This is a genomic window from Paraburkholderia haematera, from assembly GCF_905220975.1.
GTDB classification, from domain to species: domain Bacteria; phylum Pseudomonadota; class Gammaproteobacteria; order Burkholderiales; family Burkholderiaceae; genus Paraburkholderia; species Paraburkholderia haematera.
In genome coordinates this window covers 1-18369 of record NZ_CAJNBK010000050.1, presented here as the reverse complement: position 1 = coordinate 18369, position 18369 = coordinate 1, and the positions used below count along the sequence as shown (strand labels likewise).

Here is an 18369-nt window from a genome sequence, read left to right as displayed (position 1 = left end):
CTCGATCGAGTTGCCGAAGGACAAGGAAATGGTCATGCCGGGCGACAACGTGTCGATCACGGTGAAGCTGATCAACCCGATCGCGATGGAAGAAGGTCTGCGCTTCGCAATTCGCGAAGGCGGCCGTACGGTCGGCGCAGGTGTGGTTGCCAAGATTCTCGAGTAACGCCAGAAAGTTCTCGTTGATCGGTAGTTTTCGGGGTTGGCGGTGTCGTCAACCCCAAAATGGTTTAGGGGTATAGCTCAACTGGCAGAGCGTCGGTCTCCAAAACCGAAGGTTGGGGGTTCGATTCCCTCTGCCCCTGCCAACTCTCGCGCCGTATGTGGCGCTTCGTTAAGGTGTTATGGCGAATCCTTCCGTCGAAACTGTAAATACATCCGGCGACAAGCTGATGCTCGTCGCGGGCGTATTGTTGGTCTTGGCCGGGTTCGTGGGGTTCTTCTGGCTCAGCGGCCAGGAATGGTACGTCCGCGGAGCCGCCTTGGCTGTTGGCGCTATCGCTGGTGTTGCAGTCGGTCTTCTCTCCGCGCCTGGCAAGGGTTTCATCGCTTTCGCCAAAGACTCGTACAAAGAAGTTCGTAAGGTTGTCTGGCCGACTCGTAAAGAGGCTACTCAGACAACGCTCGTAGTGTTCGGCTTCGTGTTCGTGATGGCGATCTTTCTTTGGGTTAGCGACAAATCCATCGAATGGGCGATTTTCTCGGTGATTCTGGGTTGGAAATGATATGAGCGATACTCCGGCATCTCCGAGCGGCAAACGTTGGTACGTGGTGCACGCCTACTCCGGCATGGAGAAGAGCGTGCAACGTGCGCTTCAGGAGCGCATCGAACGTGCTGGCATGCAAGACCAATTTGGTCAAATCCTCGTTCCGACTGAAGAAGTGGTCGAGGTGAAAGGCGGTCACAAATCAGTGACCGAGCGTCGTTTCTTCCCGGGCTATGTTCTCGTGGAAATGGAAATGACAGACGAAACGTGGCACCTCGTGAAAAACACGGCGAAGGTGACGGGTTTCGTAGGCGGTGCGCGTAATCGTCCGAGCCCGATTTCCCCACGGGAAGTCGAGAAGATCATGTCGCAAATGCAGGAAGGCGTGGAAAAGCCGCGCCCGAAGACCCTGTTCGAAGTGGGCGAGATGGTGCGGGTGAAGGACGGTCCGTTCACGGATTTCAACGGCAGCGTCGAAGAAGTGAACTACGAAAAGTCGCGCGTCCGTGTTTCCGTTACAATCTTCGGCCGCGCAACGCCGGTCGAGCTGGAATTCGGCCAGGTCGAAAAATTGTAATCCAGAATTCTACGGGGCGCACCAATCGGTGCGTTCCGTATTTCGCGCTTACGGTCCGCGTAATGGCCGTTGAGGAGCGTAAGTAGTCTGTTTTTCGGCGAACGCGCGCTACTACTCACTGAATGTCCGCTTGTACCACGGCGGCGTTCCTAAGAGGTTTTCAAAATGGCAAAGAAAATCATCGGCTTTATCAAGCTGCAGATTCCTGCAGGTAAAGCCAACCCGTCGCCGCCGGTCGGTCCGGCACTGGGCCAACGCGGCCTGAACATCATGGAGTTCTGCAAGGCGTTTAACGCCCAGACTCAAGCTCTGGAACCGGGTCTGCCGATTCCGGTGGTGATCACCGCGTTCGCTGACAAGAGCTTCACGTTCGTTCTGAAGACGCCGCCGGCTACGGTTCTGATCAAGAAGGCAGCGAAGATCGACAAGGGTTCGGCCAAGCCGCATACCGACAAGGTCGGCTCGATCACCCGCGCTCAAGCTGAAGACATCGCCAAGACCAAGATGCCCGATCTGACGGCAGCTGATCTGGACGCAGCGGTTCGTACGATCGCTGGTAGCGCCCGCTCGATGGGCATCACCGTGGAGGGCGTGTAAATGGCTAAGCTTTCAAAGCGTCTGCAAGCATTTGCAGCCAAGGTTGATCGTCAAAAGCTGTACGCGATCGACGAAGCTCTGTCGCTCGTGAAGGAATGCGCAAGCGCGAAGTTCGACGAGTCGATCGACGTTGCAGTGCAACTCGGCATCGACGCGAAGAAGTCGGACCAAGTGGTTCGCGGCTCGGTCGTGCTGCCGGCTGGTACCGGTAAGTCGGTTCGCGTGGCAGTGTTCGCACAAGGCGAAAAGGCTGAGCAAGCTCGTGCAGCTGGTGCAGAAGTCGTCGGTATGGAAGACCTGGCTGAACAAGTCAAGGCCGGCAAGCTGGACTTCGACATCGTGATTGCTTCGCCGGACACTATGCGCGTTGTCGGTACGCTCGGTCAGATTCTCGGCCCGCGTGGCCTGATGCCGAACCCGAAGGTTGGCACGGTTACGCCGGACGTCGCGACTGCGGTCAAGAACGCCAAGGCTGGTCAGGTGCAATTCCGTGTCGACAAGGCCGGTATCATCCACGCCACGATCGGCCGTGCTTCGTTCGAGCCGACGGCTCTGCGTAGCAACCTGAACGCTCTGGTCGACGCGCTGCAAAAGGCGAAGCCGGCAACGAGCAAGGGTGTCTACCTGCGTAAGGTTGCGCTGTCGAGCACGATGGGTGTTGGCGTTCGCGTCGACCAGGCATCGATCGCAGCACAGTAATAAATTTCATCGCCTCGATGTGAGTCGAGGCGGTTTATGGGCTTTGGGCGGTCGCAAAGTGGCAGTCTGCACCGAGCGACCGGTTGTCAAAGACCGTTGGCGGGAACGCAGCAGGTAGGCGGTCCCTTAATGTAAAGCCAACGCAGATGGCGAACCCGAAAAGGTTTTGTAGTGATGAAGCCGGTTGAAGTCCGCAGCAATGTGGGTTTCAGGCGGTCGAAATACTCCTGACTGGTCGGACGCCGTTATTGAACGCGGTACACAAGGCGCACGCTGCGTGTATCGAATCTGGAGGTTAACCGTGCCACTTAACAAAGAAAGCAAGCAGGCCGTCGTCGCTGAGGTTGCCGCGCAAGTCGCGAAAGCCCAGACCGTGGTTCTGGCTGAGTATCGTGGAATCGCGGTTGGCGATCTGACCAAGCTGCGCGCGAAAGCGCGTGAGCAACAGGTGTACCTGCGCGTGTTGAAAAACACGCTGGCGCGTCGCGCTGTCGAAGGTACCCCGTTTGCTTCGCTGGCAGAGCAGATGACTGGCCCCCTGATCTACGGCATCTCGGAAGATGCAATTGCTGCTGCTAAGGTCGTCAATGACTTCAGCAAGAGCAATGACAAGTTGGTCATCAAGGCTGGTTCCTACGAAGGCAAGGTGATGGACAAGGCTGGCGTGCAAGCGCTGGCAAGCATCCCGAGCCGCGAAGAACTGCTCTCCAAGCTGTTGTACGTTATGCAAGCACCTGTTTCCGGCTTTGCGCGCGCTCTGGCCGCGCTGGCAGAAAAGAAACAAGGCGAAGAAGCTGCTGCGTAACGCACTTCAGTCGAGCGAGATTGATCGCTGGCTGTATCCGAATTCAATTTAGGAGTATTTCAAATGGCAATCGCAAAAGATGACATCCTCGAGGCAGTAAGCTCGATGTCGGTTCTGGAACTGAACGAGCTGGTCAAGGCGTTCGAAGAAAAGTTTGGCGTGTCGGCAGCTGCTGTTGCAGTGGCAGGCCCGGCAGGCGGCGGCGCTGCTGCTGCTGCTGAAGAGCAAACCGAATTCACGGTCAACCTGACGGAAGTCGGCGCGAACAAGGTTTCGGTCATTAAGGCTGTTCGTGAACTGACGGGTCTCGGCCTGAAGGAAGCGAAGGACCTGGTCGACGGTGCACCGAAGCCTGTTAAGGAATCGGTACCGAAGGCTGCTGCTGAAGAAGCCAAGAAGAAGTTGGAAGAAGCCGGCGCGAAGGCTGAAATCAAGTAAGTTTCAGCGCGTTGTGCGAAGGCTGGCGGTTTTCCACCGCCGGCCTTTTTGTGCTTTGTGGGAACCACGTATTTGCCAGCAGATTTCGGCAAGGACGGGGGTCCCAGAAGCCAAAGAAAATCGTCTATCGGGAATATTGACCGGCGTTTTTCTTTGTCTTCTGAAGCGACTGCAGAAGGCAAGTTTGGTCGGGTAGCGGGCAACACAGGCATCCGCTGCCGTCAGCCAGCGGTTGGTAGCGGCCAACCACCAAGCTTCAAGGCTCGTTCAAGCCATCGGACGGCCAACGGGTCTCAGTCGGTGAACACTCGGGTTGTCACATCAAGGTATCCCGCCTCGACAACAATGCCCGCCGTGATTCGGAGATCGTATGCAATATTCCTTCACCGAGAAGAAGCGCATTCGCAAGAGTTTTGCGAAGCGCCCCATCGTTCACCAAGTACCTTTCCTGCTGGCTACCCAGCTTGAATCATTCAGCACGTTTCTGCAAGCAGACACGTCGTCTACGCAACGCAAGCCGGAAGGCCTGCAAGCTGCGTTCACATCCGTTTTCCCGATCGTTTCGCATAACGGCTTTGCTCGTCTTGAGTTCGTCAGCTACATGCTGTCGCCGCCGGCATTCAACATCAAGGAATGTCAGCAGCGCGGTTTGACGTACTGCTCAGCACTGCGCGCGAAAGTGCGCCTGGTGCTGCTCGACAAGGAATCGCCAAGCAAGCCGGTCGTCAAGGAAGTGAAGGAACAGGAAGTGTACATGGGCGAAATTCCGCTCATGACGCCGACGGGTTCGTTCGTCATCAACGGCACGGAACGTGTGATCGTTTCGCAGCTGCATCGTTCGCCGGGCGTGTTCTTCGAACACGACAAGGGCAAGACCCACAGCTCGGGCAAGCTCCTGTTCTCGGCACGTATCATTCCTTACCGCGGTTCGTGGCTCGACTTCGAATTCGATCCGAAGGACGTGCTGTACTTCCGCGTTGACCGCCGTCGCAAGATGCCGGTCACGATCCTGCTGAAGGCAATCGGCCTGACGCCGGAACAGATCCTCGCAAACTTCTTCGTGTTCGACAATTTCACGCTGATGCCGGAAGGCGCGCAGATGGAATTCGTGCCGGAGCGTCTGCGTGGCGAAGTTGCGCGTTTTGACATCACGGACCGTGATGGCAACGTGATCGTCCAGAAGGACAAGCGGATCAACGCCAAGCACATTCGCGATCTCGACAACGCGAAGACCAAGTTCATCTCGGTGCCGGAAGACTATTTGCTCGGCCGCGTGCTGGCGAAGAACGTCGTCGACGGCGACACGGGCGAAGTCATCGCTAACGCGAACGACGAAATCACCGAAACCGTCCTCGAAAAGCTCCGCGAATCGAAGATCAAAGACATCCAGACGCTCTACACGAACGATCTGGATCAAGGTCCGTACATTTCGTCGACGCTGCGCATCGACGAAACCGCGGACAAGATGGCCGCTCGCATCGCGATCTACCGCATGATGCGTCCGGGCGAACCGCCGACCGAAGAAGCGGTCGAGGCGCTGTTCAACCGTCTGTTCTACAGCGAAGACGCATACGACCTGTCCAAGGTGGGTCGTATGAAGTTCAACCGCCGTGTCGGTCGCGACGAAATCGTCGGCCCGATGACGCTGCAAGACGACGACATCCTCGCAACGATCAAGATCCTGGTCGAACTGCGCAACGGCAAGGGCGAAGTGGACGACATCGACCACTTGGGCAATCGTCGTGTGCGTTGCGTCGGCGAACTGGCGGAGAACCAGTTCCGTGCAGGTCTCGTGCGTGTCGAACGTGCTGTGAAGGAACGTCTGGGCCAGGCTGAAAGCGAAAACTTGATGCCGCACGACCTGATCAACTCGAAGCCGATTTCGTCGGCGATTCGCGAGTTCTTCGGTTCGTCGCAGCTGTCGCAGTTCATGGACCAAACGAACCCACTGTCGGAAATCACCCACAAGCGCCGTGTTTCGGCACTTGGCCCGGGCGGTTTGACGCGTGAGCGCGCTGGCTTTGAAGTCCGCGACGTGCACCCGACCCACTACGGCCGTGTGTGCCCGATTGAAACGCCGGAAGGTCCGAACATCGGCCTGATCAACTCGCTCGCACTGTACGCGCACCTGAACGAATACGGCTTCCTCGAAACGCCGTATCGCAAGGTCGTGGACAGCAAGGTGACCGATCAGATCGACTATCTGTCGGCGATCGAAGAAGGCCGTTACGTGATCGCTCAGGCGAACGCGGCGGTGGCTGCTGACGGCTCGCTGACCGATGAACTGGTGTCGTCGCGTGAAGCAGGCGAAACGCTGATGGTTACGCCGGACCGCATCCAGTACATGGACGTGGCGCCGTCGCAGATCGTTTCGGTGGCAGCATCGCTGATTCCGTTCCTCGAGCACGATGACGCGAACCGCGCATTGATGGGTTCGAACATGCAGCGTCAGGCTGTGCCGTGTCTGCGTCCTGAAAAGGCCGTGGTCGGTACGGGTATCGAACGCACGGTGGCAGTCGACTCGGGTACGACGGTTCAGGCATTCCGCGGTGGTGTGGTCGATTACGTCGACGCAGGCCGTATGGTGATCCGCGTGAACGACGATGAAGCCGTTGCTGGCGACGTCGGCGTGGACATCTACAACCTGATCAAGTACACGCGTTCGAACCAGAACACGAACATCAACCAGCGCCCGATCGTAAAGGTCGGCGATATCGTGTCGCGTGGCGACGTGCTGGCTGACGGCGCATCGACCGACCTCGGCGAACTGGCTCTCGGCCAGAACATGCTGGTCGCGTTCATGCCGTGGAACGGTTACAACTTCGAAGATTCGATCTTGATCTCCGAGAAGGTGGTTGCTGACGACCGTTATACGTCGATCCACATCGAAGAACTGAACGTCGTAGCTCGCGATACGAAGCTCGGACCGGAAGAAATCACGCGCGACATCTCGAACCTGGCTGAAGTGCAACTCGGCCGTCTCGATGAGTCGGGCATCGTCTACATCGGCGCTGAAGTCGAAGCAGGCGACGTGCTGGTCGGTAAGGTCACGCCGAAGGGCGAAACCCAGCTGACGCCGGAAGAAAAGCTGCTGCGCGCGATCTTCGGTGAGAAGGCTTCGGACGTGAAGGACACGTCGCTGCGCGTGCCGTCGGGCATGAGCGGCACGGTCATCGACGTGCAAGTGTTCACGCGTGAAGGCATTCAGCGCGACAAGCGTGCGCAACAGATCATCGACGATGAACTGAAGCGTTATCGCCTCGACCTGAACGACCAGCTGCGTATCGTGGAAGGCGATGCATTCCAGCGTCTCGCACGTATGCTGACCGGCAAGGTTGCGAATGGCGGTCCGAAGAAGCTCGCGAAGGGTACCAAGATCGAACAGGCTTACCTGGAAGATCTGGACCACTACCACTGGTTCGACATCCGCCTCGCGGACGAAGAAGCAGCGGCACAGCTCGAAGCTATCAAGGACTCGATCGAACAGAAGCGTCACCAGTTCGATCTGGCGTTCGAAGAAAAGCGCAAGAAGCTCACGCAAGGCGACGAACTGCCGCCGGGCGTGCTGAAGATGGTCAAGGTGTATCTGGCAGTCAAGCGTCGTCTGCAGCCTGGCGACAAGATGGCCGGCCGTCACGGTAACAAGGGTGTGGTGTCGAAGATCGTTCCGATCGAAGACATGCCGTACATGGCCGACGGCCGTCCGGCTGACGTCGTTCTGAACCCGCTCGGCGTGCCGTCGCGGATGAACGTGGGTCAGGTTCTCGAAGTGCATCTGGGTTGGGCCGCGAAGGGTCTCGGCTGGCGTATCGGCGAAATGCTGCAGCGTCAGGCGAAGATCGCTGAACTGCGCGAATTCCTGACCAAGATCTACAACGAGTCGGGCCGCGCTGAAGAGCTGGACAGCTTCACGGACGACGAAATCGTCGAACTGGCGAAGAACCTGCGCGAAGGCGTTCCGTTTGCCACGCCGGTGTTCGACGGTGCGACGGAAGAAGAAATGTCGCGCGCGCTGGATCTGGCATTCCCGGACGACATCGCGAAGAACCTCGGCATGACGCCGTCGAAGAACCAGGTGCGTCTGTATGACGGCCGCACGGGTGAGATGTTCGAACGTACGGTGACTGTCGGCTACATGCACTACCTGAAGCTGCACCACTTGGTCGACGACAAGATGCACGCGCGTTCCACGGGCCCGTACTCGCTCGTGACGCAGCAGCCGTTGGGTGGTAAGGCGCAGTTCGGTGGCCAGCGTTTCGGTGAAATGGAAGTGTGGGCGCTCGAAGCGTACGGCGCATCGTACGTGCTGCAAGAAATGCTGACGGTGAAGTCGGATGACGTGGCGGGCCGGACCAAGGTTTATGAAAACCTGGTCAAGGGCGATCACGTGATCGATGCAGGCATGCCGGAATCCTTCAACGTGTTGGTGAAGGAAATCCGCTCGCTCGGTATCGATATCGACCTCGACCGCAACTAATCGGACTACGGAGAGAAAGCAATGAAAGCTCTGCTCGATCTATTCAAGCAAGTCCAACAGCCTGAAGTTTTTGACGCGATCAAGATCGGTCTGGCCTCGCCAGACAAGATCCGTTCGTGGTCGTTCGGTGAAGTCAAGAAGCCGGAAACCATCAACTACCGGACGTTCAAGCCGGAACGCGATGGTCTGTTCTGCGCGAAGATCTTCGGGCCGATCAAAGACTACGAATGCCTTTGCGGCAAGTACAAGCGCCTGAAGCATCGTGGCGTGATCTGTGAAAAGTGCGGCGTCGAAGTGACGCTCGCCAAGGTGCGTCGCGAACGGATGGGCCACATTGAGTTGGCCTCGCCGGTCGCTCACATCTGGTTCCTGAAGTCGCTGCCGTCGCGTCTGGGCATGGTGCTCGACATGACGCTGCGCGACATCGAACGCGTGCTGTACTTCGAAGCGTACGTGGTGATCGATCCGGGCATGACGCCGCTGAAAGCGCGGCAGATCATGACCGAAGAGGATTACTACAACAAGGTCGAAGAGTACGGTGACGAATTCCGTGCCGAGATGGGCGCGGAAGGCGTTCGCGAACTGCTGCGTGCGATCAACATCGACGAACAGGTCGAGATGCTGCGCACCGAACTCAAGAACACGGGTTCGGAAGCGAAGATCAAGAAGTACGCGAAGCGCCTGAAGGTGCTCGAGGCTTTCCAACGTTCGGGCATCAAGCCTGACTGGATGGTGCTCGAAGTGCTGCCGGTGCTGCCGCCGGAACTGCGTCCGCTGGTGCCGCTGGATGGCGGCCGTTTCGCGACGTCGGACCTGAACGACCTGTATCGCCGCGTGATCAACCGTAACAACCGGTTGAAGCGTCTGCTCGAACTGAAGGCGCCTGAAATCATCGTCCGCAACGAAAAGCGGATGCTGCAGGAAGCCGTCGATTCGCTGCTCGATAACGGTCGTCGCGGTAAGGCAATGACCGGCGCGAACAAGCGTCCGCTGAAGTCGCTCGCTGACATGATCAAGGGTAAGGGCGGTCGTTTCCGTCAGAACTTGCTCGGTAAGCGCGTTGACTACTCGGGCCGTTCGGTGATCGTGGTCGGCCCGACGCTCAAGCTGCATCAGTGCGGTCTGCCGAAGCTGATGGCGCTCGAACTGTTCAAGCCGTTCATCTTCAACAAGCTTGAAGTGATGGGTGTCGCTACCACCATCAAGGCTGCGAAGAAGGAAGTCGAGAACCAGACAGCCGTGGTGTGGGACATCCTCGAAGAGGTGATCCGCGAACATCCGGTCATGCTGAACCGTGCGCCGACGCTGCACCGTCTTGGTATTCAGGCTTTCGAGCCGGTGCTGATCGAAGGTAAGGCTATCCAGCTGCACCCGCTCGTTTGCGCGGCGTTCAACGCCGACTTCGACGGTGACCAGATGGCCGTGCACGTGCCGCTGTCGCTCGAAGCGCAGATGGAAGCGCGTACGCTGATGCTGGCGTCGAACAACATCCTGTTCCCGGCCAACGGCGATCCGTCGATCGTGCCGTCGCAGGATATCGTGCTCGGCCTGTACTACGCGACGCGTGAAGCAGTGAACGCCAAGGGTGAAGGCCTGACGTTCACCGGCGTGTCGGAAGCACTGCGTGCTTACGAGAACAAGGAAGTCGAGCTGGCCTCGCGCGTCAACGTGCGGATCACTGAAATGGTCCATAACGAAGACAAGTCGGAAGGTGCGCCGGCATTCGTGCCGAAGATCACGCTGTACGCAACGACCGTTGGCCGTTCGATCCTGTCGGAAATTCTGCCGCCGGGCCTGCCGTTCTCGGTGCTGAACAAGCCGCTGAAGAAGAAGGAAATCTCGCGCCTGATCAACACCGCATTCCGCAAGTGCGGTCTGCGTGAAACGGTGATTTTCGCCGATCAGTTGATGCAGTCGGGTTTCCGCCTGGCAACGCGCGCTGGTATCTCGATCTGCGTCGACGACATGCTCGTGCCGCCGCAGAAAGAACAGATCGTCGGCGACGCCGCGAAGAAGGTGAAGGAATACGACCGTCAGTACATGTCGGGTCTCGTCACGTCGCAAGAACGCTACAACAACGTGGTCGACATCTGGTCGGCAACGTCGGAAGCGGTCGGCAAGGCGATGATGGAACAGCTGTCGACGGAGCCGGTGGTCGATCGCGACGGCAACGAAACGCGTCAGGAATCGTTCAACTCGATTTACATGATGGCGGACTCGGGTGCTCGTGGTTCCGCGGTTCAGATTCGTCAGCTGGCCGGTATGCGCGGCCTGATGGCGAAGCCGGACGGCTCGATCATCGAGACGCCGATTACGGCGAACTTCCGTGAAGGCCTGAACGTGTTGCAGTACTTCATCTCGACCCACGGTGCACGTAAGGGTCTGGCTGATACGGCACTGAAGACGGCAAACTCGGGTTACCTGACGCGTCGTCTGGTCGACGTGACGCAGGATCTGGTGGTGGTCGAGGACGATTGCGGTACGTCCAACGGCGTCGCCATGAAGGCGTTGGTCGAAGGCGGTGAAGTCGTCGAAGCGCTGCGTGACCGTATCCTCGGTCGCGTGACGGTGGCTGACGTCGTCAATCCGGAATCGCAGGAAACGCTGTACGAAACGGGCACCTTGCTCGACGAAGACGCGGTCGAAGAAATCGAACGCCTCGGCATCGACGAAGTGCGCGTGCGTACGCCGCTGACTTGCGAAACGCGTTACGGTCTGTGCGCAGCCTGCTATGGCCGCGACCTGGGTCGTGGCTCGTCGGTCAACGTTGGCGAAGCAGTCGGCGTGATCGCTGCTCAGTCGATCGGTGAACCGGGCACGCAGCTCACGATGCGTACGTTCCACATCGGTGGTGCGGCATCGCGCGCAGCAGTGGCTTCGTCGGTTGAAGCCAAGTCGAACGGTACGGTGCGTTTCACGGCGACCATGCGTTACGTCACGAATGCGAAGGGCGAGCAGATCGTCATCTCGCGTTCGGGCGAAGCCATGATCACCGACGACCACGGCCGTGAGCGTGAACGTCATAAGGTGCCGTACGGCGCGACGCTGTTGCAACTGGACGGCGCGCAGATCAAGGCCGGCACGCAACTGGCGACTTGGGATCCGATGACGCGTCCGATCATCACCGAGTACGGTGGCACGGTGAAGTTCGAAAACGTCGAAGAAGGCGTGACGGTTGCCAAGCAGATCGACGATGTGACGGGTCTCTCGACGCTGGTCGTGATCGACGTGAAGCGCCGCGGTTCGCAAGCATCGAAGACGGTGCGTCCGCAGGTCAAGCTGCTCGACGCGAACGGCGAAGAAGTCAAGATCCCGAACACCGAGCACTCGGTGCAGATCGGCTTCCAGGTCGGCGCTCTGATCACCGTGAAGGACGGTCAGCAAGTGCAGGTCGGTGAAGTGCTGGCACGTATCCCGGTGGAATCGCAGAAGACTCGCGACATTACCGGTGGTCTGCCGCGTGTGGCCGAACTGTTCGAAGCGCGCTCGCCGAAGGACGCCGGTATTCTGGCGGAGGTCACGGGCACGACGTCGTTCGGTAAGGACACGAAGGGCAAGCAGCGTCTCGTTATCACGGACCTCGAAGGCAATCAGCACGAGTTCCTGATCGCGAAGGAAAAGCAGGTTCTGGTGCACGATGGTCAGGTCGTCAACAAGGGCGAAATGATTGTCGACGGGCCGGCTGATCCGCACGACATTCTGCGTTTGCAGGGCGTCGAAGCGCTGGCGCGCTACATCGTTGACGAAGTGCAGGACGTGTATCGTCTGCAGGGCGTGAAGATCAATGACAAGCACATTGAAGTGATCGTCCGTCAGATGCTGCGCCGTGTGCAGATCGTCGATAACGGTGATACGCGCTTCATCATGGGCGAACAGGTCGAGCGCTCGGATATGCTCGACGAAAACGACCGGATGGCTGCGGAAGGCAAGATCCCGGCAACCTACGACAACGTGCTGCTCGGTATCACGAAGGCATCGCTGTCGACCGATTCGTTCATCTCCGCGGCGTCGTTCCAGGAAACGACTCGCGTGCTGACCGAAGCGGCGATCATGGGCAAGCGCGACGATCTGCGCGGGCTGAAGGAAAACGTGATCGTTGGTCGTCTGATTCCGGCTGGTACGGGTCTCGCGTTCCACAAGGCACGCAAGAGCAAGGAACTGTCCGACCGCGAGCGTTTCGATCAGATCGCAGCGGAAGAGTCGTTCGAATTCGGTACGCCGGAAACCCCGGCCGCCGAACAGCAGCACTCAGGCGAGTAAGTCCCGGCGGCGCATGCCGCTTGGGCTCACCAGCCAGCGAAGCCGCTCAGTTTCGACTGAGCGGTTTTTTTTTGTCGACAGGAGTTAGTGCTTTGGCACTTACTCCTGTCCCACGCACCGCGTGCGCGTTATTTTTATGCGTTTTTGTGGTTTCGTAGGCCGAACGGCTAACGTTGCATCAAAGCGCGGGCGCAACACGAATGCGTTGGTAAAATTCGTGTCACCGGCATCACGCTGCTTCTCTCCAATTCATGTCCCGTCCGCTCGAAATCCTCAACGAAGTTTTTGGCTACCCCGCATTCCGAGGACAGCAGGGCGAAATTGTCGAACACGTCGCCGGCGGTGGCGATTGTCTCGTGCTGATGCCAACGGGCGGCGGTAAATCGCTGTGCTATCAGATCCCGTCGCTGGTGCGGCGCGAAGCAGGCCGCGGAGCGGGGATCGTGGTGTCCCCGCTGATCGCGTTGATGCAGGACCAGGTTGCCGCACTCACTGAGGTCGGCGTGCGCGCGGCTTACCTGAACTCGACGCTGTCGAGCGCGGAGGCGATGGCCACCGAGCGCGCATTGCGTGAAGGTGAAATCGATCTGCTGTATGTGGCGCCGGAACGCTTGATGACGCCCCGTTTCCAGGAGTTGCTCGAGCGCACGCGCATCGGATTGTTCGCCATCGACGAAGCGCACTGCGTGTCGCAATGGGGCCACGATTTCCGTCCTGAATATATTCAGCTGTCGGTGCTGCACGAGCGCTTTCCGAACGTGCCGCGCATTGCACTCACGGCGACCGCCGACGCGATCACGCGCGACGAAATCATCCACCGTCTCGCGCTCGATGACGCGCGCATCTTTGTTTCCAGCTTCGATCGCCCGAACATCCGCTATCGCATCGTCGAAAAGGACAATGCGCGCACGCAATTGCTCGACTTCATTCGCGCTGAACACTCGAAACCTGACGGTACGACCGACGCCGGCGTTGTCTATTGCCTGTCGCGTCGCAAGGTCGAAGAAACCGCGGAGTGGCTGAAAGAGAAAGGCATGCGCGCTTTGCCGTACCACGCAGGCATGGAGTTCGAAATTCGCCAGAAGCATCAGGAGATGTTTCAGCGCGAGGAAGGCATCGTGATGTGCGCGACGATCGCGTTCGGCATGGGCATCGACAAACCGGACGTGCGTTTCGTCGCGCACCTTGATTTGCCGAAGAGCGTGGAAGGCTACTACCAGGAAACCGGGCGCGCGGGTCGCGACGGCATGCCGGCGAACGCCTGGATGGCGTACGGTCTGGGCGACGTCGTGCAGCAGCGCAAGATGATCGATGAGTCCGACGCTGACGACGCGCACAAACGCGTGCAAACCGGCAAGCTCGACGCGCTGCTCGGCCTGTGCGAAGCAGCGACTTGCCGCCGAGTGCGGCTGCTCGCGTATTTCGGCGAGTCGAGCAAACCGTGCGGCAATTGCGATAACTGCATCGAGCCGCCCGACACGTGGGACGCGACGCGCGAAGCGCAGATGGCGCTGTCATGTGTGTTCCGCGCGCAGCGGGCGAGTGGCTTTCACTTCGGCGCCGGGCATCTGATCGATATTTTGCGCGGTAACCGCAGCGAGAAGATCCTGCAGCGCGGCCACGAGAAACTCACAACCTTTGGGATTGGCGCGGCGCTTGGCGAGCCGGAGTGGCGCGCCATCTTTCGCCAACTCGTCGCTTTCGGCTTCCTCACCGTCGACCACGAAGGCTTTGGCTCATTGGTGCTGACAGAGGCTGCCAAAGCGGTATTGAAGAGCGAACAGAACGTGACGATGCGCCGCTACGTGAAGCCAACGCGTACCCGCCAGTCGTCCGGCCGCACCAGCGAGCGCGCTGATCCGACGATCGGCATGGGCCCGCGCGAACGAGCCCGCTGGGACCGCCTGCGCGCGTGGCGCACAGAGACGGCGAAAAGCGACGGTGTGCCGGCCTATGTCATCTTTCACGACGCCACGCTGGCCGAAATCGCTCGCAACGGCCCCGATTCCATCGAGGATTTGCGCGGTATTCCGGGTATGGGCGCCCGCAAACTCGACCGTTTCGGCGATGAGTTGCTGGAAGTCGTTGGCGCCGACTAAGTGCTCGGGAGCACAGTTTGAGGTCGGCAGGCGTGCGAAACATCGCAACCTGTTGACTCCGTTAGCATTTTCGGAATATTATGCTAGGTTCCGGTTCTTGGAATGCCCGTGTGCGAAGTCAATTCGTGCGCTGACACCCCGGTCCGGAAGTTCGATGCGCAATCGTTTCTGCTTTGCCCGGAAACAGATGCGTCGATTTTGTTCAATTTCAGGAATAAACAATGCCAACCATCAATCAACTGGTTCGCAAAGGCCGCGCGTCGGAAACGACGAAGAGCAAGAGCCCGGCTTTGCAGGACTGCCCCCAGCGTCGCGGCGTGTGCACCCGTGTGTACACCACGACGCCTAAGAAGCCTAACTCGGCACTGCGTAAGGTTGCCAAGGTTCGTCTGACGAACGGCTTCGAAGTTATTTCGTACATCGGTGGTGAAGGCCACAACCTGCAGGAACACTCGGTCGTGCTGATTCGCGGCGGCCGTGTTAAGGACTTGCCGGGTGTGCGTTACCACATGGTTCGCGGCTCGCTGGATACCCAGGGCGTCAAGGATCGTAAGCAGGCTCGCTCGAAGTACGGTGCGAAGCGTGCCAAGGCCGGCAAGTAATTAGCCGGTCAGTGTAGTTTCAGGTCGCCTGCAAAGGCGGTAATAGCGGTGGTACCGGAATCGCCGGTGCTGTCGAGTAAGTGGTCACCCGACCAGGCTGGTAAGTCGTTAGAGATGAATCGGGTTAGTTGGTGGCCGCGGGGCTAAAAATAGCTCCAACTGAAAAGTAAAGGAAGAAACATGCCGCGTCGTCGCGAAGTCCCCAAGCGGGAAGTGTTGCCGGATCCGAAGTTCGGTAACGTAGATGTTGCAAAGTTCATGAACGTGCTGATGCTCTCCGGCAAGAAGTCGGTTGCTGAGCGTATCGTGTACGGCGCTTTCGAACAGATCCAGACCAAGGGTGGCAAGGACCCGCTGGAAGTGTTCACGGTAGCGCTCAACAACGTCAAGCCGGTGGTCGAAGTTAAGAGCCGCCGCGTTGGTGGTGCGAACTATCAGGTTCCGGTCGAAGTGCGTCCGTCGCGTCGTATGGCATTGGCGATGCGTTGGTTGCGTGAAGCCGCGAAGAAGCGCAGCGAGAAGTCGATGGCCCTGCGTCTGGCAGGTGAACTCTCCGAAGCGGCTGAAGGCCGTGGCGGCGCGATGAAGAAGCGCGACGAAGTTCACCGGATGGCAGAAGCCAACAAGGCGTTCTCGCACTTCCGTTTCTAAGCTTCCCGGACCCGGGTTAGCAGAAAAAGCGGAAAGAAATTCCGGGCGGGTGCGCTTACAAAGCGCCTCGCCCGTTTGTGTTACAGCGCGATGGGTATTTTCTCGCATCGCGTCATCCCAATAGAGGATCAAAGTGGCTCGCAAGACACCTATCGAGCGCTACCGTAACATCGGTATTAGCGCTCACATCGACGCCGGCAAAACGACGACGACCGAGCGCATCCTGTTCTATACCGGCGTGAACCATAAGATTGGTGAAGTTCACGACGGCGCTGCCACCATGGACTGGATGGAGCAGGAGCAGGAACGCGGCATCACGATCACGTCCGCTGCTACCACGGCGTTCTGGAAAGGCATGGCCGGCGACCGCGCTGAGCACCGCATCAACATCATCGACACCCCGGGCCACGTTGACTTCACGATTGAAGTTGAGCGCTCGATGCGCGTGCTCGACGGTGCGTGCATGGTCTACTGCGCTGTGGGCGGCGTGCAGCCCCAGTCGGAAACCGTGTGGCGCCAGGCTAACAAGTACAAGGTTCCCCGTCTCGCGTTCATCAACAAGATGGACCGTACCGGCGCGAACTTCTTCAAGGTCTATGACCAGCTCAAGCTGCGTCTGAAGGCAAACCCGGTTCCGGTCGTGGTGCCTATCGGCGCTGAAGAAACGTTCACGGGCGTGGTCGATCTGCTGAAGATGAAAGCGATCATTTGGGATGAAGCGTCCCAAGGCACGAAGTTCTCGTACGAAGACATCCCGGCAGAGCTCGTCGACACGTGCAACGAATGGCGCGAGAAGATGGTCGAGGCTGCTGCTGAGTCGAGCGAAGACCTGATGAACAAGTACCTCGAAGAAGGCGAGTTGACGGAAGCCGAAATCGTCAAGGGTCTGCGCGACCGTACGATTGCTTGCGAAATCCAGCCGATGCTGTGCGGTACCGCGTTCAAGAACAAGGGCGTGCAACGCATGCTGGACGCCGTGCTCGACTTCCTGCCGTCGCCGATCGACATCCCGCCGGTTACGGGCGAACTCGAAAACGGTGAAAAGGCTGAGCGTCGCGCAGCTGACGACGAGAAGTTCTCGTCCCTCGCATTCAAGATCATGACCGACCCGTTTGTCGGCCAGCTGATCTTCTTCCGCGTGTACTCCGGCACGACCAAGTCGGGCGACACGCTGCTGAACGCGACCAAGGACAAGAAGGAACGTCTCGGCCGTATTCTGCTGATGCACGCAAACCAGCGCGAAGAAATCAAGGAAGTGCACGCGGGCGACATCGCTGCTGCTGTTGGCCTGAAAGACGCGACCACGGGCGACACGCTGTGCGATCCGCTGCACCCGATCGTGCTCGAACGCATGATTTTCCCGGAACCGGTGATTTCGCAGGCTGTTGAGCCGAAGACGAAGCCCGACCAGGAAAAGATGGGTCTGGCCCTGAACCGTCTGGCTCAGGAAGATCCGTCGTTCCGCGTTCAAACGGACGAAGAATCGGGTCAAACCATTATTTCGGGCATGGGCGAGCTCCACCTGGAAATTCTGGTCGACCGGATGAAGCGTGAATTCGGCGTCGAAGCAACGGTCGGTAAGCCGCAAGTTGCGTATCGTGAAACGATCCGCGGCAAGGCTGAAGACGTCGACGGCAAGTTCGTCAAGCAGTCGGGTGGTCGCGGCCAGTACGGTCACGCGGTCATCACGCTCGAGCCGAATGAGCAGGGCAAGGGCTACGAGTTCCTGGACGAAATCAAGGGCGGTGTGATTCCGCGTGAATACATCCCGGCAGTCGACAAGGGTATCCAGGAAACGCTGAAGGCTGGCGTGCTGGCAGGCTTCCCGGTCGTTGACGTGAAGGTTCACCTGACGTTCGGTTCGTACCACGACGTTGACTCGAACGAAAATGCGTTCCGCATGGCTGGTTCGATGGCGTTCAAGGAAGCAATGCGCAAGGCTCAGCCGGTCATCCTCGAACCGATGATGGCTGTCGAAGTCGAAACGCCGGAAGACTACATGGGCAACGTGATGGGCGACCTGTCGGGCCGTCGCGGTATTGTTCAGGGCATGGAAGACATGATTGGCGGCGGCAAGATTGTTCGCGCCGAAGTCCCGCTGTCGGAAATGTTCGGTTACTCGACGTCGCTGCGTTCGCTGAGCCAAGGTCGTGCAACGTACACGATGGAGTTCAAGCATTACTCGGAAGCACCGCGTAACGTGTCGGAAGCGATCATCAACGCCAAGTCGAAGTAATCGCGCGGCAAGTCATTCAACGATTAACTTTTTGAAAGAAGAGAAACATGGCTAAAGGTAAATTCGAACGGACCAAGCCGCACGTGAACGTCGGCACGATCGGTCACGTCGACCACGGCAAGACCACGCTGACGGCAGCGATCACGACGGTGCTGACCAAGAAGTTTGGCGGCGAAGCGAAGGCATACGACCAGATCGACGCGGCGCCGGAAGAAAAGGCA

Annotated in this window: 14 protein-coding genes and 1 tRNA gene; all 15 read left to right on the top strand. The window is 58.8% G+C overall.

The window, feature by feature from the left end; genetic code table 11:
- On the top strand, positions 1 to 166 hold a 166-nt coding region (locus KHO23_RS34495), incomplete at its 5' end, for an EF-Tu C-terminal domain-related protein (protein ID WP_456238759.1).
- 66 nt (positions 167 to 232) lie between these two features.
- A tRNA-Trp gene (locus KHO23_RS34490) sits at positions 233 to 308 on the top strand.
- 36 nt (positions 309 to 344) lie between these two features.
- Entirely contained in the window at positions 345 to 725 is a 381-nt protein-coding gene (secE, locus tag KHO23_RS34485) for a preprotein translocase subunit SecE (protein WP_011490062.1), read from the top strand.
- A 1-nt stretch (position 726) separates the two neighbouring features.
- The gene (gene nusG, locus KHO23_RS34480) at positions 727 to 1284 is read left to right on the top strand and encodes a transcription termination/antitermination protein NusG (protein ID WP_007180147.1); all 558 of its coding nucleotides are present in this window, start codon (positions 727 to 729) and stop codon (positions 1282 to 1284) included.
- 165 nt (positions 1285 to 1449) lie between these two features.
- Positions 1450 to 1881, top strand: a complete 432-nt coding sequence (gene rplK, locus KHO23_RS34475; protein WP_211617489.1) for a 50S ribosomal protein L11 — start codon at positions 1450 to 1452, stop codon at positions 1879 to 1881.
- Positions 1882 to 2580 (top strand): 50S ribosomal protein L1, encoded by a 699-nt coding sequence (rplA, locus tag KHO23_RS34470; protein ID WP_007180145.1) that lies wholly within the window; start codon positions 1882 to 1884, stop codon positions 2578 to 2580.
- A 301-nt stretch (positions 2581 to 2881) separates the two neighbouring features.
- Positions 2882 to 3385, top strand: a complete 504-nt coding sequence (gene rplJ / locus KHO23_RS34465) for a 50S ribosomal protein L10 (RefSeq protein ID WP_120289157.1) — start codon at positions 2882 to 2884, stop codon at positions 3383 to 3385.
- A 63-nt stretch (positions 3386 to 3448) separates the two neighbouring features.
- Positions 3449 to 3823: a 50S ribosomal protein L7/L12 gene (rplL, locus tag KHO23_RS34460; RefSeq protein ID WP_054043372.1), complete on the top strand. Its 375-nt coding sequence runs from the start codon at positions 3449 to 3451 to the stop codon at positions 3821 to 3823.
- A gap of 370 nt (positions 3824 to 4193) precedes the next feature.
- On the top strand, positions 4194 to 8300 hold the full coding sequence (gene rpoB / locus KHO23_RS34455; RefSeq protein ID WP_211617488.1) for a DNA-directed RNA polymerase subunit beta: 4107 nt from the start codon (positions 4194 to 4196) through the stop codon (positions 8298 to 8300).
- Between the two features lie 21 nt (positions 8301 to 8321).
- Positions 8322 to 12560, top strand: coding sequence for a DNA-directed RNA polymerase subunit beta' (gene rpoC, locus KHO23_RS34450; protein ID WP_211617487.1), 4239 nt, complete (start codon positions 8322 to 8324; stop codon positions 12558 to 12560).
- Positions 12561 to 12811: 251 nt separating this feature from the next.
- Positions 12812 to 14659: a DNA helicase RecQ gene (gene recQ / locus KHO23_RS34445; protein ID WP_211617486.1), complete on the top strand. Its 1848-nt coding sequence runs from the start codon at positions 12812 to 12814 to the stop codon at positions 14657 to 14659.
- A gap of 221 nt (positions 14660 to 14880) precedes the next feature.
- The gene (rpsL, locus tag KHO23_RS34440) at positions 14881 to 15261 is read left to right on the top strand and encodes a 30S ribosomal protein S12 (RefSeq protein ID WP_006998493.1); all 381 of its coding nucleotides are present in this window, start codon (positions 14881 to 14883) and stop codon (positions 15259 to 15261) included.
- A gap of 180 nt (positions 15262 to 15441) precedes the next feature.
- Entirely contained in the window at positions 15442 to 15912 is a 471-nt protein-coding gene (rpsG, locus tag KHO23_RS34435; protein WP_006053291.1) for a 30S ribosomal protein S7, read from the top strand.
- A gap of 133 nt (positions 15913 to 16045) precedes the next feature.
- Positions 16046 to 18148 (top strand): elongation factor G, encoded by a 2103-nt coding sequence (gene fusA, locus KHO23_RS34430; RefSeq protein WP_175054082.1) that lies wholly within the window; start codon positions 16046 to 16048, stop codon positions 18146 to 18148.
- A gap of 47 nt (positions 18149 to 18195) precedes the next feature.
- On the top strand, positions 18196 to 18369 hold a 174-nt coding region (locus tag KHO23_RS34425; RefSeq protein ID WP_236067099.1), incomplete at its 3' end, for a GTP-binding protein.